Consider the following 16,803-nt stretch of genomic DNA (forward strand, 5'->3'; position numbering starts at 1 on the left):
GATGTGATTTGAGATGTGCTACTTTTTAATGCTCTTACGTAATTAAATATGAGTGTTATTGTTTTTCGTATTTAATAGTTCCTTCAGAATCAACATATTCTTTGAACTGTAAGTCCATTACACCATGCTTTTTAAAGTTTCTTTTTGCTTGGTCAAGAATCATTCCATTTGGGCCTGACCCGAAATTTTCCCAAAAGCAAACAGGGCAAATTTCACATATACCATCTTCACCAGGGCTTATAGTTAGATAATCGCAACATGGGCAAGGTTCAAGAAGTTCTTTTTTACCTTTTAAATCGTTTTCAATAATATTGGCTATTTCTTTTAATTTAAAAATCAAGTATTTATTAGTTGTTCCATATAAGAGAGAACTTAAATACATTTTATAGATTAAGTCGAATTCAGCATGATTTATTTCAACGGGCTTTTCATTATTTACAAGTAGATGAATAATGTAATCGCTAAGTTTTGGAAGTTCATTGTTCTCTATTTCTTCTCTAACATCACTCTCATCTTCATAATAAAAATACACCTCTAAAATTTCATATTTCAATTTATTTGAGAGTGTAGTCAATTGTTTATTGACTATAATATGCTTTGCTTCTTCTCTAGTCATTTTTTAATGGAACATTACTACTTTATATAATCTACCTTACTTTCATTTTTAGAAACCTCTCTTATATATTCAGGAACTTCTAATACTTGAAAAGGCGCAAGAGTGTCAATGTCTCTTCTATGATATAAATCTCCTAAAAAACCAAACTCATGATGACGATGTGATTTGAGATGTGCTACTTTGTTCTTTACGTCTCTTTTAGATACTTGCCATTCATTAGCTAATTGTTCTATAGAAGGTTCCATAAAAGTGATATATGAAATTTCCATTTCGGTGTGTAGACGTCTATTTTTAATTAATGAGTCTTGCCATACACGATCCTGATAGACTCTGAGTTCGTGATTGTATCGTTTCAAAGAATCTAGAAAATCTTTAGAAGACAGGTGGAATTCAACATCTAACTGCTTTCTAAATAACTGCTGGATACCAGACTCGTGACACCACATACATTTTGCAGGCTTACCTGCTCTTGTGACTGCTTCATCCCCATCAGGCTTTAAGTTTCCTTTGGTATCATATAAGGCAAATCGAGAAAGACCATTAGGCATTAACTCGACGGTTTCAAATTCTTGAATTTCCCCCGTAATAGTATCTCTTTCAGAAGAGATAAAAGCACGTTTATAAGAGTCATTTTGAATAGAATATTGAATTTCTCTATCTATTTTAGAGATGCTACTGTTATTAATAAAAGCAGTAAGCGTATCAAAAGTATAAGTGTTTTTCAGATCAAATAGTTGTAAGGGTACATCTACGATCTTATAATAATGATTGGGACTTCCTATAGTAAGTGCTATATACCTTCCTAGATCAATGGTTCCTTTTCTTTGATACTCTTCGGAGTTTTGAATCACGGTATTGAGTGCTTGTAAATGCGGAATTGCTTTTTCAGGAAATCCTACTTTGGTCACATCCAATTGAATAATATCTTTTTTATGTGTGATCCCTGTGAGCGTACTATCTAATGCAATAGTTGACCCTAAAAAGGAAAGCGCCCAAGTAAGTCCTGTTTTATGTCTTTCTAAAGCATCTTTTTCATAGGATTTATTCCATTTTAAATAAATCACATTGGGGTCGTCTTTTATAGGTGCACGTTTAGATTGTGTACATGCGATTAATAGCATACATATACTTAGTAAAAAGTATGCAATATTGTTTTTTGATACTATATTAATACGAAGAAATTTCATAGATATAATGATTCCCTTTATTAACAATACTTCCGTCAAACTGTTTTAAAAAAGTGACTTCAAGTTTTTGATTTGGTACTTTCCAAACCTTGTTTTGAGTGGCATCAAAAAATGGTTCGTGTGTCACAAATATAACAGGAGATCTTTCTGTTTTTAAAAGATGGTTTATAGATTTTAAAAGTACATCATTTCCTTGATTACGTTTGATAGCAGGTCTATTAAAGGTACAGTAACTTTCAAAACTATTCGTTTTTGTAAAGAAAACAGGCTTTTCAATATAGGCGCTTAACGCAGTGCCGTTACATGCTTTTGTAGCTATTGTTTTTTCAATAAGGTGATTGTCTTTTAGGTATTGGGTAGTTTGTTTTGCGGTCGTAAATGGTGTAATCATATCCATAGTGAAAGCAAAGATTCCGATAACAAAATGAAGTCCTAGGATAGCATATATAATACGTGGTTTGAGTTTGTCTACTATATTTTCAAACGGGATACGTATTTTTTTAGCGGTTATACTTCGGTTGTGTTCAGCGTAAATTGCTGCTTTACTAGGTTTCGCGAAAGCGTATATGGAAGTATTAGAACTCGTATACCTGTCAAACCATAAAGCAGTAATTAAAAACAAATATAGTATCCCATAATACCTAGCTGCATTTAACGCTGTGATATAGAAGAAAGCACCTGTAACAATAATACCAAAGTACATGTAGCGTACTAATTTTCTATTCTTATAAAATAAAAGATAGGGTAGTGTTAAACTTGCCAAAGCAAAGACACCAGCAATAGGTTTGCTGTAATTAACAAGCATATGGCTGTTCCAAAAAGAGGTAGTGGTTACATCTGGTACGATAAAAATGCCTTTAAAAAATGGAGACATACTCTTAGGGATTTTTTCAAGAAAACCCATGCGTTCTCCTTGGTCAAAGAAAGAAGTGTCTGAAGGAGGTAAGATTTGAAATATACTTATAAGTAGGAATATACCAAACACAGCTATACCGATCCATGTTTCTACGGAGGTACGTTTTTTAGGACTGATGAGACGTTCTAAAGTGATCATCGCCATGATAGCACTTGCAAGAATCAAAAAGATCGCATGACTATTACTAGCCAATCCTAGAAGTGTGGCAATTGCTATGAATTTAGCCTCTCTTTTTTCATATAAACTACACCCTAAAAAGATGAAAAGGATCCCAATACTATAATTTCTACTAAGGATATTGTACTCGTAAAACATAAAGTATCCAAAAATGAATAGTAGTTTAAAGAGTAAGGAAAAAGGCGCTTTCTTTAAGAAAATACCTACGGTAAGTGTCATGATACTTATATGTAGGACTTGCATCCAGAAAGGGTCTGTAGTGATTCTTGTTACTCCATAGAGTATAAGATTCCAGGTGATAGGATGTCCTTCATATTGTGTGTTAAAAATAAGATCTTTAATAGAGGAACTGTCTCGAGCTAATAAGTAATGATGTGCTTCATCTAGCCATAATTCATGATGGGTAATGCCCCATAAACTCAGCACAAAAAACAACAGCGTTATACCATATACAGTATAGGTGGTGTGTTGCCAAGAGGTTGAGGTGTTCATGTTATTTGGTGACAGTCATTAGTCCATTGGCTAGCATAGACTTCATTTTAAATTTGATAGCTTTTTTGATATCTCGGTGTTGAGGTTTTGTAATCTCTCGATGGTAATTTACTTCATTGACTACATGTTTTACAGCATAGTCATAAAATTTACGAGAATATGTACGTTTAAAATCAATTTCTCTATCGGTAGAGGTTTCCCAATCGGGTTGTGTAATAATGTCTTTCTCTATTTCGCTATATAAAGAAGTTCCTTTAATAGGATATGCAATAGTAATGGTAAAATGGGTAGGGTTTGCATCTTTCAGATATTGTACCGTGGTATTGATATCTTCTAGATCTTCACCGGGGTATCCAAGCATAATAAAGGTACCCGTTTCCATATCCATGGCATTGGTTTTTTGGATGGCTTCTTTTACTACATCTACATCTACACGGCGATCCATAGCGTCTATAATTTTTTGCGAACCACTTTCTGCGCCTATCCAAATACGGTAACATCCCGCTTCTTTTAAAAGTTGTAAGATGTCATCATTTAATCGTTCGGCTCTAGTGATACATTCAAAAGGAATGATCGCATCTTGTTTGATGACTTCTTCGTGAAAAGCGTTGAGCCATTTATGACTTACTGTAAATACATCATCTACAAACCATATAGAATCTGGTTGGTAAGTGTCTTTAAGCATTTTAAGTTCGGCAGCTACTAGGTTTGCAGGTCTGCGTCTATAACTCTGGCCGTATACTGCGGTACTACACCATTTGCAGGTATATGGACATCCACGTTGCGTACTCACTGTCATCGAACTCATACCGTGGTTGTCCTTCCATGTTTTTAGATACTTATCCATCGGTATAGCTTCTCGATTAGGAAGAGGTAATACCGATAGGTCTTTCATTTTAACCCTTGGTTTTGTTCTTGTCAATACCCCATTTTCTAAATAAGCTAGACCAGCTACTTCAGATATGTCTGTATTGTTTATGATGGCATTATGCAGCTCAGCCATGGTTTCTTCTCCTTCTCCTATAATGAGATAATTGGCTCCAGCATTTAAGTAATTTTTGAGATTGTAACTGATGTCAGGACCTCCGAGTACAATGGTTGGAAAACCGTATTGCTCATCTGTCTTTAAGATTTTCATGAGCTTAATGACTTCTACTTTGGTCATTAAGTTGGAGTATATGGCAACAATATCTGGTTGTTTTTCTTTAATAAATGCTAACTGATCATCCTTTGCATAGAATGTAGTGTCAAAAAGATAGTTGTCTATATGCTGCTCATTGAGATATCCAGAAATATAAAGCTGTCCTAACGGAGGATAGGGCTTCATAATTTTATGCTCCTTCGGATCATTAGAGAGATAGTATGCGTGAGTTAATAAAACGCTCATTTCTTTTCAAAGCTTATTAAAAAATGGTCTGCATATTTTGCCCAGATTGGGTTTTGAAACCATGACTCTAAAGTAATCAAAAGCTTCATAAAACGAGGCTTATTTTTAAAATAAGGTTCTAAATAGGAGGGAGGAATCGCAATTCCTATAGGTTTTACTGTTTTAGGTTTTTTATACGCTTTCGCGAAAGCGGTTATTTCTTTAGGATTATAATACCAAGTAGGAACCTGAATGCCTTCAACGTTAGCATATACGGCCTTTTTTGTATTTCGCCGAAAGGCATTTTTAAATTGAAATTTCAACGAGAAATAGAAACGTTCCCAAAGAGTATTTTTAGGCATGATGACCATGATGAGCTTACCTTGATCGGTGAGTAGTGTTTCTGAGATTCTTAAAAAGGTTTGTAATTGTATTTCAGATAAACAATTGAATCCTCCAAAATTTGAAAAAATCAAATCAAATTTCTGATCAAATGTAGTTTCGGTAATGGTTGTGATGTCCAGTGTTTGAAAGGTGATGTCTTGATGTTTGCTTTTAGCAACAGTAATCATTTCTTCAGAAATATCAGTAGCAATGACGTGATGTCCTTGTTTATGAAGATATACGGCATCTTCTCCTGTGCCACAATTTAATTCTAGAATGTGAAGTTGACTTTTAGTGTCAAACTCTTTTTTAAGATATGTATACACTTGATCACGCTGCGCCTTTCCTATACTGGAATGTGTAAAAACAGTATCGTAATTTTGAGCGTGTATATCAAAGTCATTTTTCATGTACGTTACAGAAGGTACGTTGTTTTTATTAATATATTTTTTGAGGTATGCCTTTCGGTAATTGAAACTTAGATAGACTTACTGTTTTCGATTCAATTTTTACAGCAGTATAAGTAACTATATAATCACCTAAATCTAACTCCATTTTCATGAAGGGTGATTTAGCAGTATCCATAAAACTATTCGTATAAAAATCTTCGAAACCTTTAAAAAGTTCTGGGTCTAAATACGGAAAGCCACTATAGTAATATTTTTGTATCACAGATTGTTTGCCTTTAGGTTCATAGGCTTCTATCTGGATGTATTTACATTCTTTTCCTAGAATGTTTTCACTCGTACCTGTAGTGCTACTAATAAATTCTAGAGATTGTTCAGATACGTTATAATGATAAATAGTATCTAGATTTTTCCATTTTGAATAGTAGTTGTTCTTGGAATTTACGTATAAATTAAAATCATATCCTTGATCTCCGGTATTGTAATACTTTTTGAAAATATCACCTTCTTTATTGTAATATACTTTTAAGGTATCTCCAAATTTACCTTCGTGATAAGCACGAAATTTAATGTTTTCGTTTATAAATTTTATATCCGTTTTATAGGTAATAACGCCCTCAAAGCTTTTATTCTTTATAGTGCCTGAAGTTAACACTATAAGTGTAACTAAGAATATGATTGGTTTGAGATTCATTGTATTGAAGTTATATCATCATAAAAGTATACACTGATACGATCTCAATTAACTATTTGTATGTTGCATGTTTTTTAATTTGGCTTTGTCTATAAAAGCGCTTGGGGTATAATAAAAGAACAGTGCCATAGATCGTATCATCGCTTTAGAGGTTGCTAATGGGTTTTTGAAAAATGATTTAAAGTTGGCTATTCCTTGACTTTTCCTGTACTCTTTATGTACGTAACGGTGTAATTTTTTATAATATTTAGAATTAAATGTTCCTTGAAACATCATGGCAAGATCATCACTGTCGGTCCAGTTTGCTTTCAGTTGCAAATCATCTTTTACTTTTTCATAAAAAGGAGTTCCGGGAAGCGGATAAGAAACAGAAATACCTAAGTTATCTGGTAATAGCTCTTTAATCATCGCTACTGTTTTTGCAATGTCTTCTTTGGTTTCTCCTAAGTACCCAAACTGAATAAAGAAAGCTACTTTTACTTTTTTCTTTTTAAGTAGTTTTGTCGCTTCATAGATCTGTTCTACTTTGGTTTCTTTGTCCATGGCGTCTAAGATCTTTTGCGAACCGCTCTCTGCGCCTACCCAAACTTCTTTTAAGCCACTTTCTGCAAGTGCATCTATTGTATCTTCTTTTAATAATAAATCAACTCTACTCTGAATATAGTAAGTGATTTTAAGATCTCTTTTCTTTAATTCGACATTAAAATTCTGAACCCAATTAGGTTTTAAACCAAAAATATCATCACACATCCAGAAATTAGTAACACCATAGTTTTCTTTTAAGAAAGCAATATGTTTTGTAATATATTCTGGAGAGTGGGAGTTGTATCGATTTCCATAAATGGGTTTGGCACACCAATTACATTTAAATGGACAGCCTCTTGTGGTGGCTATATTTAATGTAAATTGTTTTCCGCTTTGTGCCCATATAGCTTTATAAGCATCTATATTAGCTAGATCCCATGCAGGTTGCGGTAATTCATCTAAGTTGCGTAATACAACACGTTTTGAATGCTTTTTGGTTTCTTCCTCTTTTCTGTAAACGATACCGTTTATCAAGCTTATGGATTCATTATTTTTTAAAGCTGCGATAAGCTCTTTAAGTGTAATTTCTCCCTCTCCTTGTATGATATAATCAGCCCCAGCATCAAGGTATTGATCATAATGATCTGTACTATCACTACTACAAACAATTACTTGGCAGTTGTATTTTTTACCTAAGCTTATCATTTCAAAAGCGGCTTCTCGCATGGTAGTCAAACACATTTTGGTGAGATAGTTAAAACCATCATCATACATGACTAAAAAAGAAGGCTTTTGTTCTTTTATCTCTGCTTCTATGGCATAAGGGTCACTGCGTAAATTTGTGTCAAATAAGTTTACAGAATATCCTTCTTGACGCATTAGTGACGCTGCATATAAAGTGCCTAAAGGCGGGTATGGGGTTTTATTCTCCCATTGTTTTTTATCAAGTGGGTAGTAGTAAGAATGTGAAAATAAAATATCAAGCATGTTCTTTGTTTAGCGTAATGTTGTATTTGTTTTCATACGTTATATATTTCTCATTCAGTCGTGTAATAACTTTATTTTGAAAACCTTGTGGATGGTGTTTTGATACACTTTTAGTAGATTTCATAGCTACATTAAACTGATCAGGATTCATCTCACTAAATTTCATTTTCCATTTTTTATAGGTCAATTTTAAGAAAAAGGTGTCTAATTGTTCTCCAATTTTAGAACTCAATATCTTTTCTGCAAACCTCGTAAATCTTGGTTTTTTTATAGGTTTTAATGTATCTAAACCTTCTCCAAAATTTCTATTTGGAAATGTAGTATATGCCCAAGCATTGGTGTCATAAAACCTTTTAAAACTACCATTGCCATACATAGGTATGAGCGTGACAAGTTCTGTTGCTGTAAATAGGTTTTTTTCCTCTATTTCTAATGAGTTTTCACTTATGAAATAATTAACACAAAAATACTTTTTAGAATTGAGTAAGAAAATTTTCTTATATAAAATAAGTAATGTTCTTGCGACCCAAAGCCGTTGTTTACTTGTAATAATAAAAAAGTCTATATCACCATCTTTATCAAAAAAACCTTTGGATAATGCTCCAGAAATACCAACACCTTCTACAAATGGAAATTTTGATATAAGTCGAGACATGCGATCTGCTTTTTTTGCAATATTTCGAGCACCTTCATTACCTTCCAGTCTTCGTTCTACTTGCGACATATCATTATCACATGAGTAGAAACCATTGATTTTATATATAATGCCCTCCTTTGTAAGCGTCTCTAACTCCTGCTCTACGATACCAGATTCTTTAGCATCTGAAAATGCCATGATCTCCTCTTTCGTAAGTGGGTATTTAAATAGAGAAAAGTATAATATGGGTTTGAGAGATGTCAATTATATATAATTTATTTCTTCTACAATAAGAATCTTAACATGTCTTAGTATATACGCTTGTTTTCTTAATGAGGACTTTTCCTCTATATGGAAAGATTATTATTGTACTATTCGAAAAACAGGAAATTACTGTTTATTTCTTTATTCTACAATAACAACTACATAAAGTAATACATATTTTATAGACGGGATATTTGAAGTCTCCTTACGAGTTCAAAAATCACTTTTTGTAAATTATTAATTTATTTGTGGTCTTTTTTTCGTGCAAATGTACTTATGTTATTGCTTCTTATCTGTAACAATACCGTAAAATGTTAGTACATTTCAGACATTTCAGGTGTTATTTTTTGCTACCTAGACTAAATGCTCGCGAGATATTAAAACCTAAAAATATGTTTCCTTCCCCAAAATCACCTCTGGCTTGTCCTAAGAAACCATTTGCAAAAATAGCTCTTGCGTTTGATACGTGTAGTTGAAATACATGTCCTCCTGTTTCTATTTCTAATCCAAGTGCCAAAGAATTATTAAAAACAGAGTTACTTACTCTATTTAAATGAATTCCATAATCACCAATAAAGGCAAGTCTTTTAGTAAATTTAAAACGCCCTCCTATTCCTAAAGCAAATTGGGAATTATCTTGTCCATCTTCTATCACCGTATTATCGTGAAAAAATGTAGGTGTTAATTGCAGAGATAACCAATCGTTGAATTTTCTGGAAATGAGTAATTGATTTGCATAGCCTACACGATCACTAAATGTAAGATCCGGAAATAAATCAGAATCTAAGTCTGTATTAATCGTAAGTAAATGGTATCCAACAAGTGTTACAGGAGATTTTCCTTCGGTTTGACGTAAGAATCTGTATTTTACAGCTGCATCATATGTTTTATTGAAACCAGAACGCGATATACCCACATTTAACCAATCTGTAACACCATATACAAATTGAATACGTGCAGTAGCATCGTCAAGTCCTAGAAAATTGTCTATTCCGTCACTTAAATCACCAAATCTGTGAGATATAATAAATTGTAATTGTTTTTCTCCAACAAGTTTTGTGGATTCAAAGTTAACAATTTTAATACCTTTAAAAACAGAAAGAACTGGAAGTGGCTCGTCGGGAACTTCTTGTTCTAATTCGCTTAATAAATCATCATCTTGTGCCATAGAAAGTATAGGCAAGAATAATAGTAAGAATACTAACTTCTTCATGGGTATTGTATTTGTTTATGGGTTGGTTTGGATTATTACTGTACAGATGCTTGATCTAATTTTACTTCTTCAAGTAAATTGTCATAGCCTATACATCTAGCTTTTACTTGTATTACGTTATCTACTTGATCGAGAGAGGGCGGTGTTTCATTTTCGCTTAAAGCGAAAAAAATAACATTTTCAACTACAATGGTATTTCCATCAACACTACTTAAAGTCCCTTCTATTTGAACGGTTTTATTTAAGTATTTTGTAGTAGCTTCTGTTTCATTCTCCTGAAAATCTTTTATAAAATCTGTTGCTTTTATTGTAAATGCAGGTTTTTCAGACTGAATATCTCTATGATCTTGGTATATATAATTATACCCTATAATAGCTGCAAGTATGATAACTGCAAGAGCACCGAAAAGTATTTTTTTATTTTTCATGAGTCCTCTTTTGGTTATCGTTTTATCAAATTAAAATTTGCAGTGATCGTAATAGTATCTGATATTTTCTCGCTTACAACACTTGGAATATCAATATCAAATTCTTCAGGAGATACAGAAAAATTAGTAGTTGCATCTATCGTATCACCGTTTTTAGCGATCACTATGGTAGCCGTTACTTTTTTTGTCTTACCATGAATAGTCAGGTCTCCTTCTACAGTATATTCTTTTTGAGTATCGATATCTGTGATAGAGAAACCATTCACGATACCATTAAAAGTTGCTTTCGGATACTTGTCACTCTCCATGTAGTTTTCATTAAAGTGCTCTTCCATCAATGCATTTCTGAAACGGAACCCTTTTACGAGTCCTAAGACAGCTAATTTTCCGCTACTTACATCTAAGATGGCAGTGGTCGTTTTGTTACTTGCCTTTACAGGTTCAAAAGCTTCTACAGATCCTTCAAAATCTAGGGTGCCTGTTTTTGTATAATATTTCTGTCCAAAACTTTGAGCTACACAGCCAAAGAATACTAGGAATACGATTAATTTTTTCATAATTGATTGTTTTTAAATATTAGGTTGTTAGTTTTATTCTTCTAAAATGCCATCATCTACCCAGTCTACGATACCTTGTATAAGATTATCGGGTAGGTTCCCGCTAGGGGGCATTGGATTAGTAGTATTAGTCATGCGTTCTAACATGATACCACTACTTGCTTCTATAAATGCAAATTCAAAGGCATCCAGTCTTACGCCTGCAGTTTGCTCATTTACGTTATGGCATTCTACACACGCATTATCAAGAATAGCTTTTGCTGTATTTTCATATGTGACAACATTTACCTCTTCTAATTCTGGCGTAAGTTCTGATAAAGAACTTCTTTCACAACTTGTAAATCCAAGTACACATACTATAAGGATACGTCCTAGTACTTTTGTGTTCTTTTTTATATTGATTGCATTGGCGTTCATAGTGTTTTGCTATTGTGTTTTGTATGATTGGTTATTTTGATTTTGAATTCCTGACAAAGAACCTTCAGTATCGTCAAAAAATAAAATTAATTCTGCTTAAATGGAAAAAATGACTTTAAAACGGAAAAATAGAATAGTATTGACAATTCGTTTAATCCCTTTGAACAATGTGGTTTGCAAGCTTTAATATGTTTTGTTGTTAGTAGGTCGAATTCTACATCTAATCTTACACTTCTCACCTAAAATACAAATTAAAATATAAAACCTATAGTTAGTGTTTTGTTGTGAAACTTGCTGTAAGCTTAATTTTAAGAACGAAATATGATACTGTATAAACTACTTTAGAATAGATGGATTTATAAACTGTTATTTCGCGAAAGCGGACAAAAAAATAGTTTGCTAATCTATATTTTTCTAAAAAATAAAATTAATTTCTATTAAAATGTGGGGATTGTTCTAGGGAAATATCGGTAATAAATATATAATTTAGATGTGCTGTTAGAGCACCACTTGTTCAACTTATTACTCAGTTATTTTTTAAAACTTACCATTATTGTTTTTCCATTGATCTTTAGATGGAATTTCTTCAATAGTGTCCCAATGTTCTGCAATTTTTCCATTTTCAACACGGAATAAATCATAAAAAGAACTATGTTTTCCTGCCAATGTCCCTTCACTGATAACAAGTACAAAGTTACCTTCCCCTAATACTTTATGAATTTTATTATATTTTAGAATGATGCCTTGTTTATTCCATGCTTCAATAGCCTGTACGAGCCCTGATAATTGATCTCCTATATGTGGATTATGCTGTATATAATTATCTCCATCAAAATAAGAACTCATTTTTTCAAAATTTCCATTTACTAAAATATCACGAACAAATTTCTCAACGAACACCTTATTTTCATTTGTTTTATCTAAATCTTTTTAATTTAGTAGTTCCGTCTATCATTGAATGTCCACTAGGATTTAGCGGAGCTATATTTTGTAAATTATCCCAATGTTCTACAATTTTATAATTTTCAAAGCGGAACACATCAAATCCAATTTTAGGACCAAATATATCATATTGAACATGAGTAAATACATAATCTTTATCTTGGAAGATTCGCTTTATTTCTACTTTTGTAGATTCTCTAGGTAAGATAGATATAAAACTTTTTAACCCTTCTAATCCATCAGCTGCCATTAAATTATGCTGTATATATTTATCAGAATTAACAATAGTGTTTAGAGATTCTGTCTTACCTGTTTGTAGTGTGTTTAATAAGGTCGTAACGTGTTCTTTTTTTATATTTTCTTTTCGTTTAGATTGTTTGATGTAACGATTTTGATTGTCACAAGAACATAGACTAACTCCAATACTCACGATAAATATCAATAGTTTGTTTTTCATTATTTAATGTATTAATAAGTAATAATACAAAGGTGAGATGATGCATTAGTATACAAAAGGTCTAAAAGTTCCTTTATATGATATTTTTAGGTATAGGAGAATTGCTTTCTAAAAGAAGCAGGAGTACTATTATTGTGTTTACGAAAATACTTGACAAAATTTGTTGGTTCATTAAAACCTACCAAAAATGCTATTTCTTTAATGCTTTGATCTGTATGGCTTAAAAGACGTTTCACTTCTAAAATGACTCTATAATCAATGATCTCTTTAGGAGATTTGCCATGAATTTTTGTTGTCGCTTTAAGTAAACGTTTTGTGGTAATATTTAATTCTTCAGCATAAAAAGAAACTGTTTTCTCAGAAGTATAATGTATCTCTAGATATTTTTTAAAGTCGAGAACATATTGTAAGTCTTTACTTTTGACTACTTCAATAAAATCTTGTTTTTTATATTCTCTTTCTGATACTACTAGAAAGTTATGGATTAGATTTTTAAGAATAGTTGTTTGATAGACATCGTTTACAATAGCTAACTCATCTTCCATTAATTGAAAAAGCATATAAAATGAGTTAGAAGTTTTAGGAATTTGAATTTTCGAGATTGAAAAAAGATCATTAAAAAGAATAGTGCTTTTAAGATAAGTAGCATCTATTTCAGATTGACAAAAGAAGTCATCCGTAAATAAGAAGGAGAATGCTTCAAATGATTCATTTGTGTCAAATTGTTGTACACTTCCTTTATTAATAAATAATAAAGTGTTAGGTGTAATATCTATAGTTTGAAAGTCTACAATATGCTTAACCGTTCCTTTTACAAACCAAACTATTTGATAAAAATCGGTTCTATGTGATTTTACCAGATGATGTTTATTGTTTTTGTATAGTTTTTTTATATCAACAATTTCAAAACCATAGGGGAGGTCTTCTTTAAAATCATATTGAATAATCTCTTCTTTCAAAAATAATGTTTATTAGAGGGAAATAATGAATATTTAAAAATAATCAAAGTATATAAAATGATTTAGGAAAATCTGAATTAAAATAATAGCGTATACTATAATTTAAATGTATTAATTCTTATTAAAATGTGGGGATTGTTCTAGGGAAATATCGGTAATAAAGTATTTGGTGTCTCCCCAAAAGAAAAAAGTACCAAAACGTTCTACATAAGTTACCTTGACATATTTTCCTTGATAGTCTTTTAATTTTTGGATAATATCTTGTTCTTTATCCATCACAGAGAAACTAAAAATTTGTGCACCACTAATTCCTTGGCTAATTTCTCCTTCCCAAGTTTTTACAACAGCTCCTTTGTAACTAAACTTAATTAACTCACCTGCTCTTGTACCTTCACTATAAGGAACATAGTATAAGAAGCTATAATATGCAGTAGCCACTAATGCAATAGCGAGTAAAAAGATGATGAGTACTTTTTTCATATGTAGCTGTTTTCAGAGAGGTACTATTTATTCTTCAGAAGCACGCTCAATAAGTTTGTCGTTGAGGTGTTTTTTCTGTTTGATTCCAAGCTTTTTAAGGCTTTCTACTTTTTTAATAAGATTCCCTTTACCTGTTAACTTCTTCATGGTAGTGTCATAACTCCCTTGAACAGTGCGTAGTTGATTTCCAACCTTGATAAGATCATCTGTAAGCAAAACAAACTGATCGTAAAGACGTCCTGCTTGAATTGCAATTTCTAATGCATTTTGTTGTTGCTTCTCGTTATTCCACATAGTGTCTATCGTGCGCAATGTTGCTAGTAGCGTAGAAGGCGTTACAATCACAATGTTTTTTTCAAAAGCTTGATTGTAGAGTTGGTTATCTGCATTTATAGCGATTGCAAAGGCAGGTTCTATAGGAATAAAGAGTAATACAAAATCAGGACTCTCTACTTGATATAAATCTTGGTAGTTCTTATCACTTAATTGAATAATATGACGTTTTAAGGAAAGAATATGTTCTTTAAGTGCTTGTTCTTTTAATAGGTCGTCTTCTTGGTTTACATAACGTTCATAAGCGCTTAGAGATACTTTACTGTCAATAATCATACGTTTATTGTCAGGTAAATGAATCACAATATCAGGAAGTACACGACTTCCATCTTCTGTGGTAAAGCTTTGTTGTACAAAATATTCTCTATCTTTTTCTAGACCTGATTTTTCTAGTACACGTTCTAATACCAATTCACCCCAATTTCCTTGTGTTTTACTATCTCCTTTTAGTGCCTTTGTTAAGTTGTTTGCCTCTTTAGACATTTGTTCGTTAAGAGCGGTAAGGTTTTTAATTTGCTCACGCAATGCCGCGTTACGCTCGACAGTATCTTTTTGAGTAGCTTCAACTTTCTTTTCGAAATTTTGAATTTTTTCTTGAAACGGTTTTAGGATCTTATCAAGATTTTCCTGATTCTGTAAGGTGAATTTACTTGATTTTTCTTCTAGAATCTTATTAGCAACGAGTTCAAAATCTTTAGTGAATTTTTCTTGTAGTGTAGCAAGTTCTTCTGTTTTTTCTTCAATGCGTTTTTCCAAATTTTGGAATTCTACATTGCGAGCTGTGAGTTCATTTTGGAAGAAATCTTTTTCTTTTCTAAGCGTAGTGGTTTCTTCGTTGGCTTGTTTTCTGGCTGCTTCTAATTGATCTGCCGTTTCTTTTCTAAGAGTGTTTATTTGAGATTCCGCTTTCGCGAAAGCGTCCTTAGCCTGCTGCAATTGTTCTCCTTCTAATTTTAAACGTTCCTGTAACCCACTGAACTCACCTTTCTTTTTAAGATTAGAAATAAACATGCCTAATAGGACACCAATAATAATGGAAGTAATGGCAATAAGAAAGTAAATAAGCGTTGGATTCATGTGTGTAAAGATAAAAAATAGATCACCATTTAGGAGATGTTGTGACAGTATTTGTGATGTGCATTTATAGACGAGACTACTTTCTGTTTTTAAAACTCTTTTTTAACAAAAAATTACAGCCGTTTATGTCGCTATTAAATACTTATGAAGTATCTTAATAGTAAAATACCATCTATGAAAAAACGATTACCATTACTTGTATTGTTTATTAGTTTTTTAGCTGTTTCTCAGAATGTTAAACGCGAAAATATCAACGGAAAAATTATTGTAGAGGGCAACGATATAGAAAATATCACCATCTATAATACATCTTCAAATAAAGGGACTGTAACCAATGCAAAAGGGGAGTTTACCATCGCTGTTGCCCTCTATGATATGTTAGAAGTTAGGGCTATAGAATATCAAAATTTTGATGTTAGAATTAATAAAAGCATTTTAGAATCTAAACGAGTTAATATCTTTTTGATTGAAGAAATTAATCAATTAGATGAGGTATTAGTCACAAATCGAACACTTACAGGAAATCTCGAAACAGATATTAGTAGTGTCAACTTATTTAGTCCAAAATTAGATGCTGTTTATTTTGGGATAAATAACTATGATGTATATGACTTTACAGACGATAACAGTAGTCAAATTAAAAATGAAGCCATTCGATCAGAAGCGCAAGCCATGGTCCATAGTTTAAATGTGATAAATATAGTAGATCAATTATTAATTCCGCTGTTTAGATCAGAGGTAAAAGACAAAAAAGCTGCGGGAATTCCCGAAGTACCCGCCAAGTCTATCAAATATTATCTTGGTTCTAATTTCCTCACTACTAATTTTAATATTCCTGAGCATCGTGTAGAAGAGTTTATTCGATATGTTGAAGATGATACTTCCTTTGACTTTGATTTGTTAAATTATGGTCACGAATTAGAATTTCTTGAGCTCCTCAATAAGAAAAGTGATGCTTTTTTGAAAAAGTAAAATAAATGTAGATGAGAAGATGTATTTAGATTCCGCTTTCGCGAAAGCTTTCTTAGTATGGTTTAATTGTTCGATTTCTGATTTTAGATGTTTCTGTAACCCACTGAATTCTCCTTTCTTTTTAAGATTTGTAACATTTCAATAGATTCATTGACTCATTATATATGAAGCCCTATTATAAATGTGCAATTGATTTTATTTTTAGAATCTTTACTTGGGTGATTACAATCATTATATTAATTGCCATAGTATACCTGTTATGGAATATGTGGGAATATTCTATGTTCAAAAGTCATTTTATTAATAATTAACTAGC

18 protein-coding genes are annotated in these 16,803 nt (G+C 32.1%); 1 reads left to right on the plus strand and 17 read right to left on the minus strand.

The genetic code is table 11. The annotated features are described in order from the left end of the window. Window positions 1–55: 55 nt before the first annotated feature. The 17 genes from Q1A01_RS11915 to rmuC form a co-directional block, all read right to left on the minus strand. Complete coding sequence (locus Q1A01_RS11915; RefSeq protein ID WP_299680829.1) at window positions 56–616, minus strand: CPCC family cysteine-rich protein; 561 nt, start codon at window positions 614–616, stop codon at window positions 56–58. 17 nt (window positions 617–633) lie between these two features. After that, complete coding sequence (locus Q1A01_RS11920) at window positions 634–1,803, minus strand: hypothetical protein (protein ID WP_299680832.1); 1,170 nt, start codon at window positions 1,801–1,803, stop codon at window positions 634–636. After that, on the minus strand, window positions 1,784–3,388 hold the full coding sequence (locus tag Q1A01_RS11925; RefSeq protein ID WP_299680834.1) for a hypothetical protein: 1,605 nt from the start codon (window positions 3,386–3,388) through the stop codon (window positions 1,784–1,786). The genes Q1A01_RS11920 and Q1A01_RS11925 overlap by 20 nt, the downstream gene beginning before the upstream one ends. A gap of 1 nt (window position 3,389) precedes the next feature. Continuing rightward, window positions 3,390–4,775 (minus strand): radical SAM protein, encoded by a 1,386-nt coding sequence (locus Q1A01_RS11930; RefSeq protein ID WP_299680837.1) that lies wholly within the window; start codon window positions 4,773–4,775, stop codon window positions 3,390–3,392. Beyond that, window positions 4,772–5,548 carry a class I SAM-dependent methyltransferase gene (locus tag Q1A01_RS11935; RefSeq protein ID WP_299680839.1) on the minus strand — a complete coding sequence of 259 codons (777 nt, stop codon included), beginning with the start codon at window positions 5,546–5,548 and terminating at the stop codon, window positions 4,772–4,774. Before Q1A01_RS11935 ends, Q1A01_RS11930 begins: the two co-directional genes overlap by 4 nt. Window positions 5,549–5,576: 28 nt before the next feature. Further along, window positions 5,577–6,239: a hypothetical protein gene (locus tag Q1A01_RS11940; protein WP_299680841.1), complete on the minus strand. Its 663-nt coding sequence runs from the start codon at window positions 6,237–6,239 to the stop codon at window positions 5,577–5,579. Window positions 6,240–6,287: 48 nt separating this feature from the next. Continuing rightward, window positions 6,288–7,751, minus strand: coding sequence for a radical SAM protein (locus Q1A01_RS11945; protein WP_299680844.1), 1,464 nt, complete (start codon window positions 7,749–7,751; stop codon window positions 6,288–6,290). Continuing rightward, on the minus strand, window positions 7,744–8,586 hold the full coding sequence (locus Q1A01_RS11950; protein ID WP_299680846.1) for a nucleotidyltransferase domain-containing protein: 843 nt from the start codon (window positions 8,584–8,586) through the stop codon (window positions 7,744–7,746). Before Q1A01_RS11950 ends, Q1A01_RS11945 begins: the two co-directional genes overlap by 8 nt. Before the next feature lie 406 nt (window positions 8,587–8,992). Continuing rightward, window positions 8,993–9,865: a DUF5777 family beta-barrel protein gene (locus Q1A01_RS11955; protein ID WP_299680849.1), complete on the minus strand. Its 873-nt coding sequence runs from the start codon at window positions 9,863–9,865 to the stop codon at window positions 8,993–8,995. A 35-nt stretch (window positions 9,866–9,900) separates the two neighbouring features. Then, window positions 9,901–10,293: a hypothetical protein gene (locus Q1A01_RS11960; RefSeq protein ID WP_299680852.1), complete on the minus strand. Its 393-nt coding sequence runs from the start codon at window positions 10,291–10,293 to the stop codon at window positions 9,901–9,903. A gap of 14 nt (window positions 10,294–10,307) precedes the next feature. Then, complete coding sequence (locus tag Q1A01_RS11965) at window positions 10,308–10,850, minus strand: YceI family protein (protein ID WP_299680854.1); 543 nt, start codon at window positions 10,848–10,850, stop codon at window positions 10,308–10,310. 33 nt (window positions 10,851–10,883) lie between these two features. Beyond that, window positions 10,884–11,267 (minus strand): c-type cytochrome domain-containing protein, encoded by a 384-nt coding sequence (locus Q1A01_RS11970; RefSeq protein WP_299680857.1) that lies wholly within the window; start codon window positions 11,265–11,267, stop codon window positions 10,884–10,886. Between the two features lie 537 nt (window positions 11,268–11,804). Then, a complete protein-coding gene (locus tag Q1A01_RS11975) occupies window positions 11,805–12,113 on the minus strand; it encodes a nuclear transport factor 2 family protein (RefSeq protein WP_299680860.1) in 309 nt (102 codons plus the stop codon). Window positions 12,114–12,183: 70 nt separating this feature from the next. Continuing rightward, window positions 12,184–12,666 carry a hypothetical protein gene (locus Q1A01_RS11980; RefSeq protein ID WP_299680862.1) on the minus strand — a complete coding sequence of 161 codons (483 nt, stop codon included), beginning with the start codon at window positions 12,664–12,666 and terminating at the stop codon, window positions 12,184–12,186. Between the two features lie 86 nt (window positions 12,667–12,752). Next, entirely contained in the window at window positions 12,753–13,625 is an 873-nt protein-coding gene (locus Q1A01_RS11985) for a helix-turn-helix domain-containing protein (RefSeq protein ID WP_299680865.1), read from the minus strand. Window positions 13,626–13,736: 111 nt separating this feature from the next. After that, window positions 13,737–14,105 carry a 6-phosphogluconate dehydrogenase gene (locus Q1A01_RS11990; RefSeq protein ID WP_299680867.1) on the minus strand — a complete coding sequence of 123 codons (369 nt, stop codon included), beginning with the start codon at window positions 14,103–14,105 and terminating at the stop codon, window positions 13,737–13,739. 27 nt (window positions 14,106–14,132) lie between these two features. Continuing rightward, window positions 14,133–15,515, minus strand: coding sequence for a DNA recombination protein RmuC (gene rmuC / locus Q1A01_RS11995; RefSeq protein ID WP_299680869.1), 1,383 nt, complete (start codon window positions 15,513–15,515; stop codon window positions 14,133–14,135). A gap of 174 nt (window positions 15,516–15,689) precedes the next feature. Between rmuC and Q1A01_RS12000 the strand changes: the two genes are divergently transcribed. Continuing rightward, on the plus strand, window positions 15,690–16,487 hold the full coding sequence (locus tag Q1A01_RS12000) for a carboxypeptidase-like regulatory domain-containing protein (protein ID WP_299680872.1): 798 nt from the start codon (window positions 15,690–15,692) through the stop codon (window positions 16,485–16,487). Window positions 16,488–16,803 lie beyond the last annotated feature (316 nt).

This window comes from uncultured Dokdonia sp., assembly GCF_947492815.1.
In the GTDB taxonomy this organism is placed as follows: domain Bacteria; phylum Bacteroidota; class Bacteroidia; order Flavobacteriales; family Flavobacteriaceae; genus Dokdonia.

Coding starts and splice junctions, on each gene's coding strand:
- Q1A01_RS11980 (WP_299680862.1), bottom strand. CDS start 12,666: ATGAAAAACAAACTATTGATATTTATCGTGAGTATTGGAGTTAGTCTA.
- Q1A01_RS11915 (WP_299680829.1), bottom strand. CDS start 616: ATGACTAGAGAAGAAGCAAAGCATATTATAGTCAATAAACAATTGACT.
- Q1A01_RS11930 (WP_299680837.1), bottom strand. CDS start 4,775: ATGAGCGTTTTATTAACTCACGCATACTATCTCTCTAATGATCCGAAG.
- Q1A01_RS11940 (WP_299680841.1), bottom strand. CDS start 6,239: ATGAATCTCAAACCAATCATATTCTTAGTTACACTTATAGTGTTAACT.
- Q1A01_RS11975 (WP_299680860.1), bottom strand. CDS start 12,113: ATGAGTTCTTATTTTGATGGAGATAATTATATACAGCATAATCCACAT.
- Q1A01_RS12000 (WP_299680872.1), top strand. CDS start 15,690: ATGAAAAAACGATTACCATTACTTGTATTGTTTATTAGTTTTTTAGCT.
- Q1A01_RS11955 (WP_299680849.1), bottom strand. CDS start 9,865: ATGAAGAAGTTAGTATTCTTACTATTATTCTTGCCTATACTTTCTATG.
- Q1A01_RS11920 (WP_299680832.1), bottom strand. CDS start 1,803: ATGAAATTTCTTCGTATTAATATAGTATCAAAAAACAATATTGCATAC.
- Q1A01_RS11950 (WP_299680846.1), bottom strand. CDS start 8,586: ATGGCATTTTCAGATGCTAAAGAATCTGGTATCGTAGAGCAGGAGTTA.
- Q1A01_RS11960 (WP_299680852.1), bottom strand. CDS start 10,293: ATGAAAAATAAAAAAATACTTTTCGGTGCTCTTGCAGTTATCATACTT.
- Q1A01_RS11970 (WP_299680857.1), bottom strand. CDS start 11,267: ATGAACGCCAATGCAATCAATATAAAAAAGAACACAAAAGTACTAGGA.
- Q1A01_RS11935 (WP_299680839.1), bottom strand. CDS start 5,548: ATGAAAAATGACTTTGATATACACGCTCAAAATTACGATACTGTTTTT.
- Q1A01_RS11925 (WP_299680834.1), bottom strand. CDS start 3,388: ATGAACACCTCAACCTCTTGGCAACACACCACCTATACTGTATATGGT.
- Q1A01_RS11945 (WP_299680844.1), bottom strand. CDS start 7,751: ATGCTTGATATTTTATTTTCACATTCTTACTACTACCCACTTGATAAA.
- rmuC (WP_299680869.1), bottom strand. CDS start 15,515: ATGAATCCAACGCTTATTTACTTTCTTATTGCCATTACTTCCATTATT.
- Q1A01_RS11990 (WP_299680867.1), bottom strand. CDS start 14,105: ATGAAAAAAGTACTCATCATCTTTTTACTCGCTATTGCATTAGTGGCT.
- Q1A01_RS11965 (WP_299680854.1), bottom strand. CDS start 10,850: ATGAAAAAATTAATCGTATTCCTAGTATTCTTTGGCTGTGTAGCTCAA.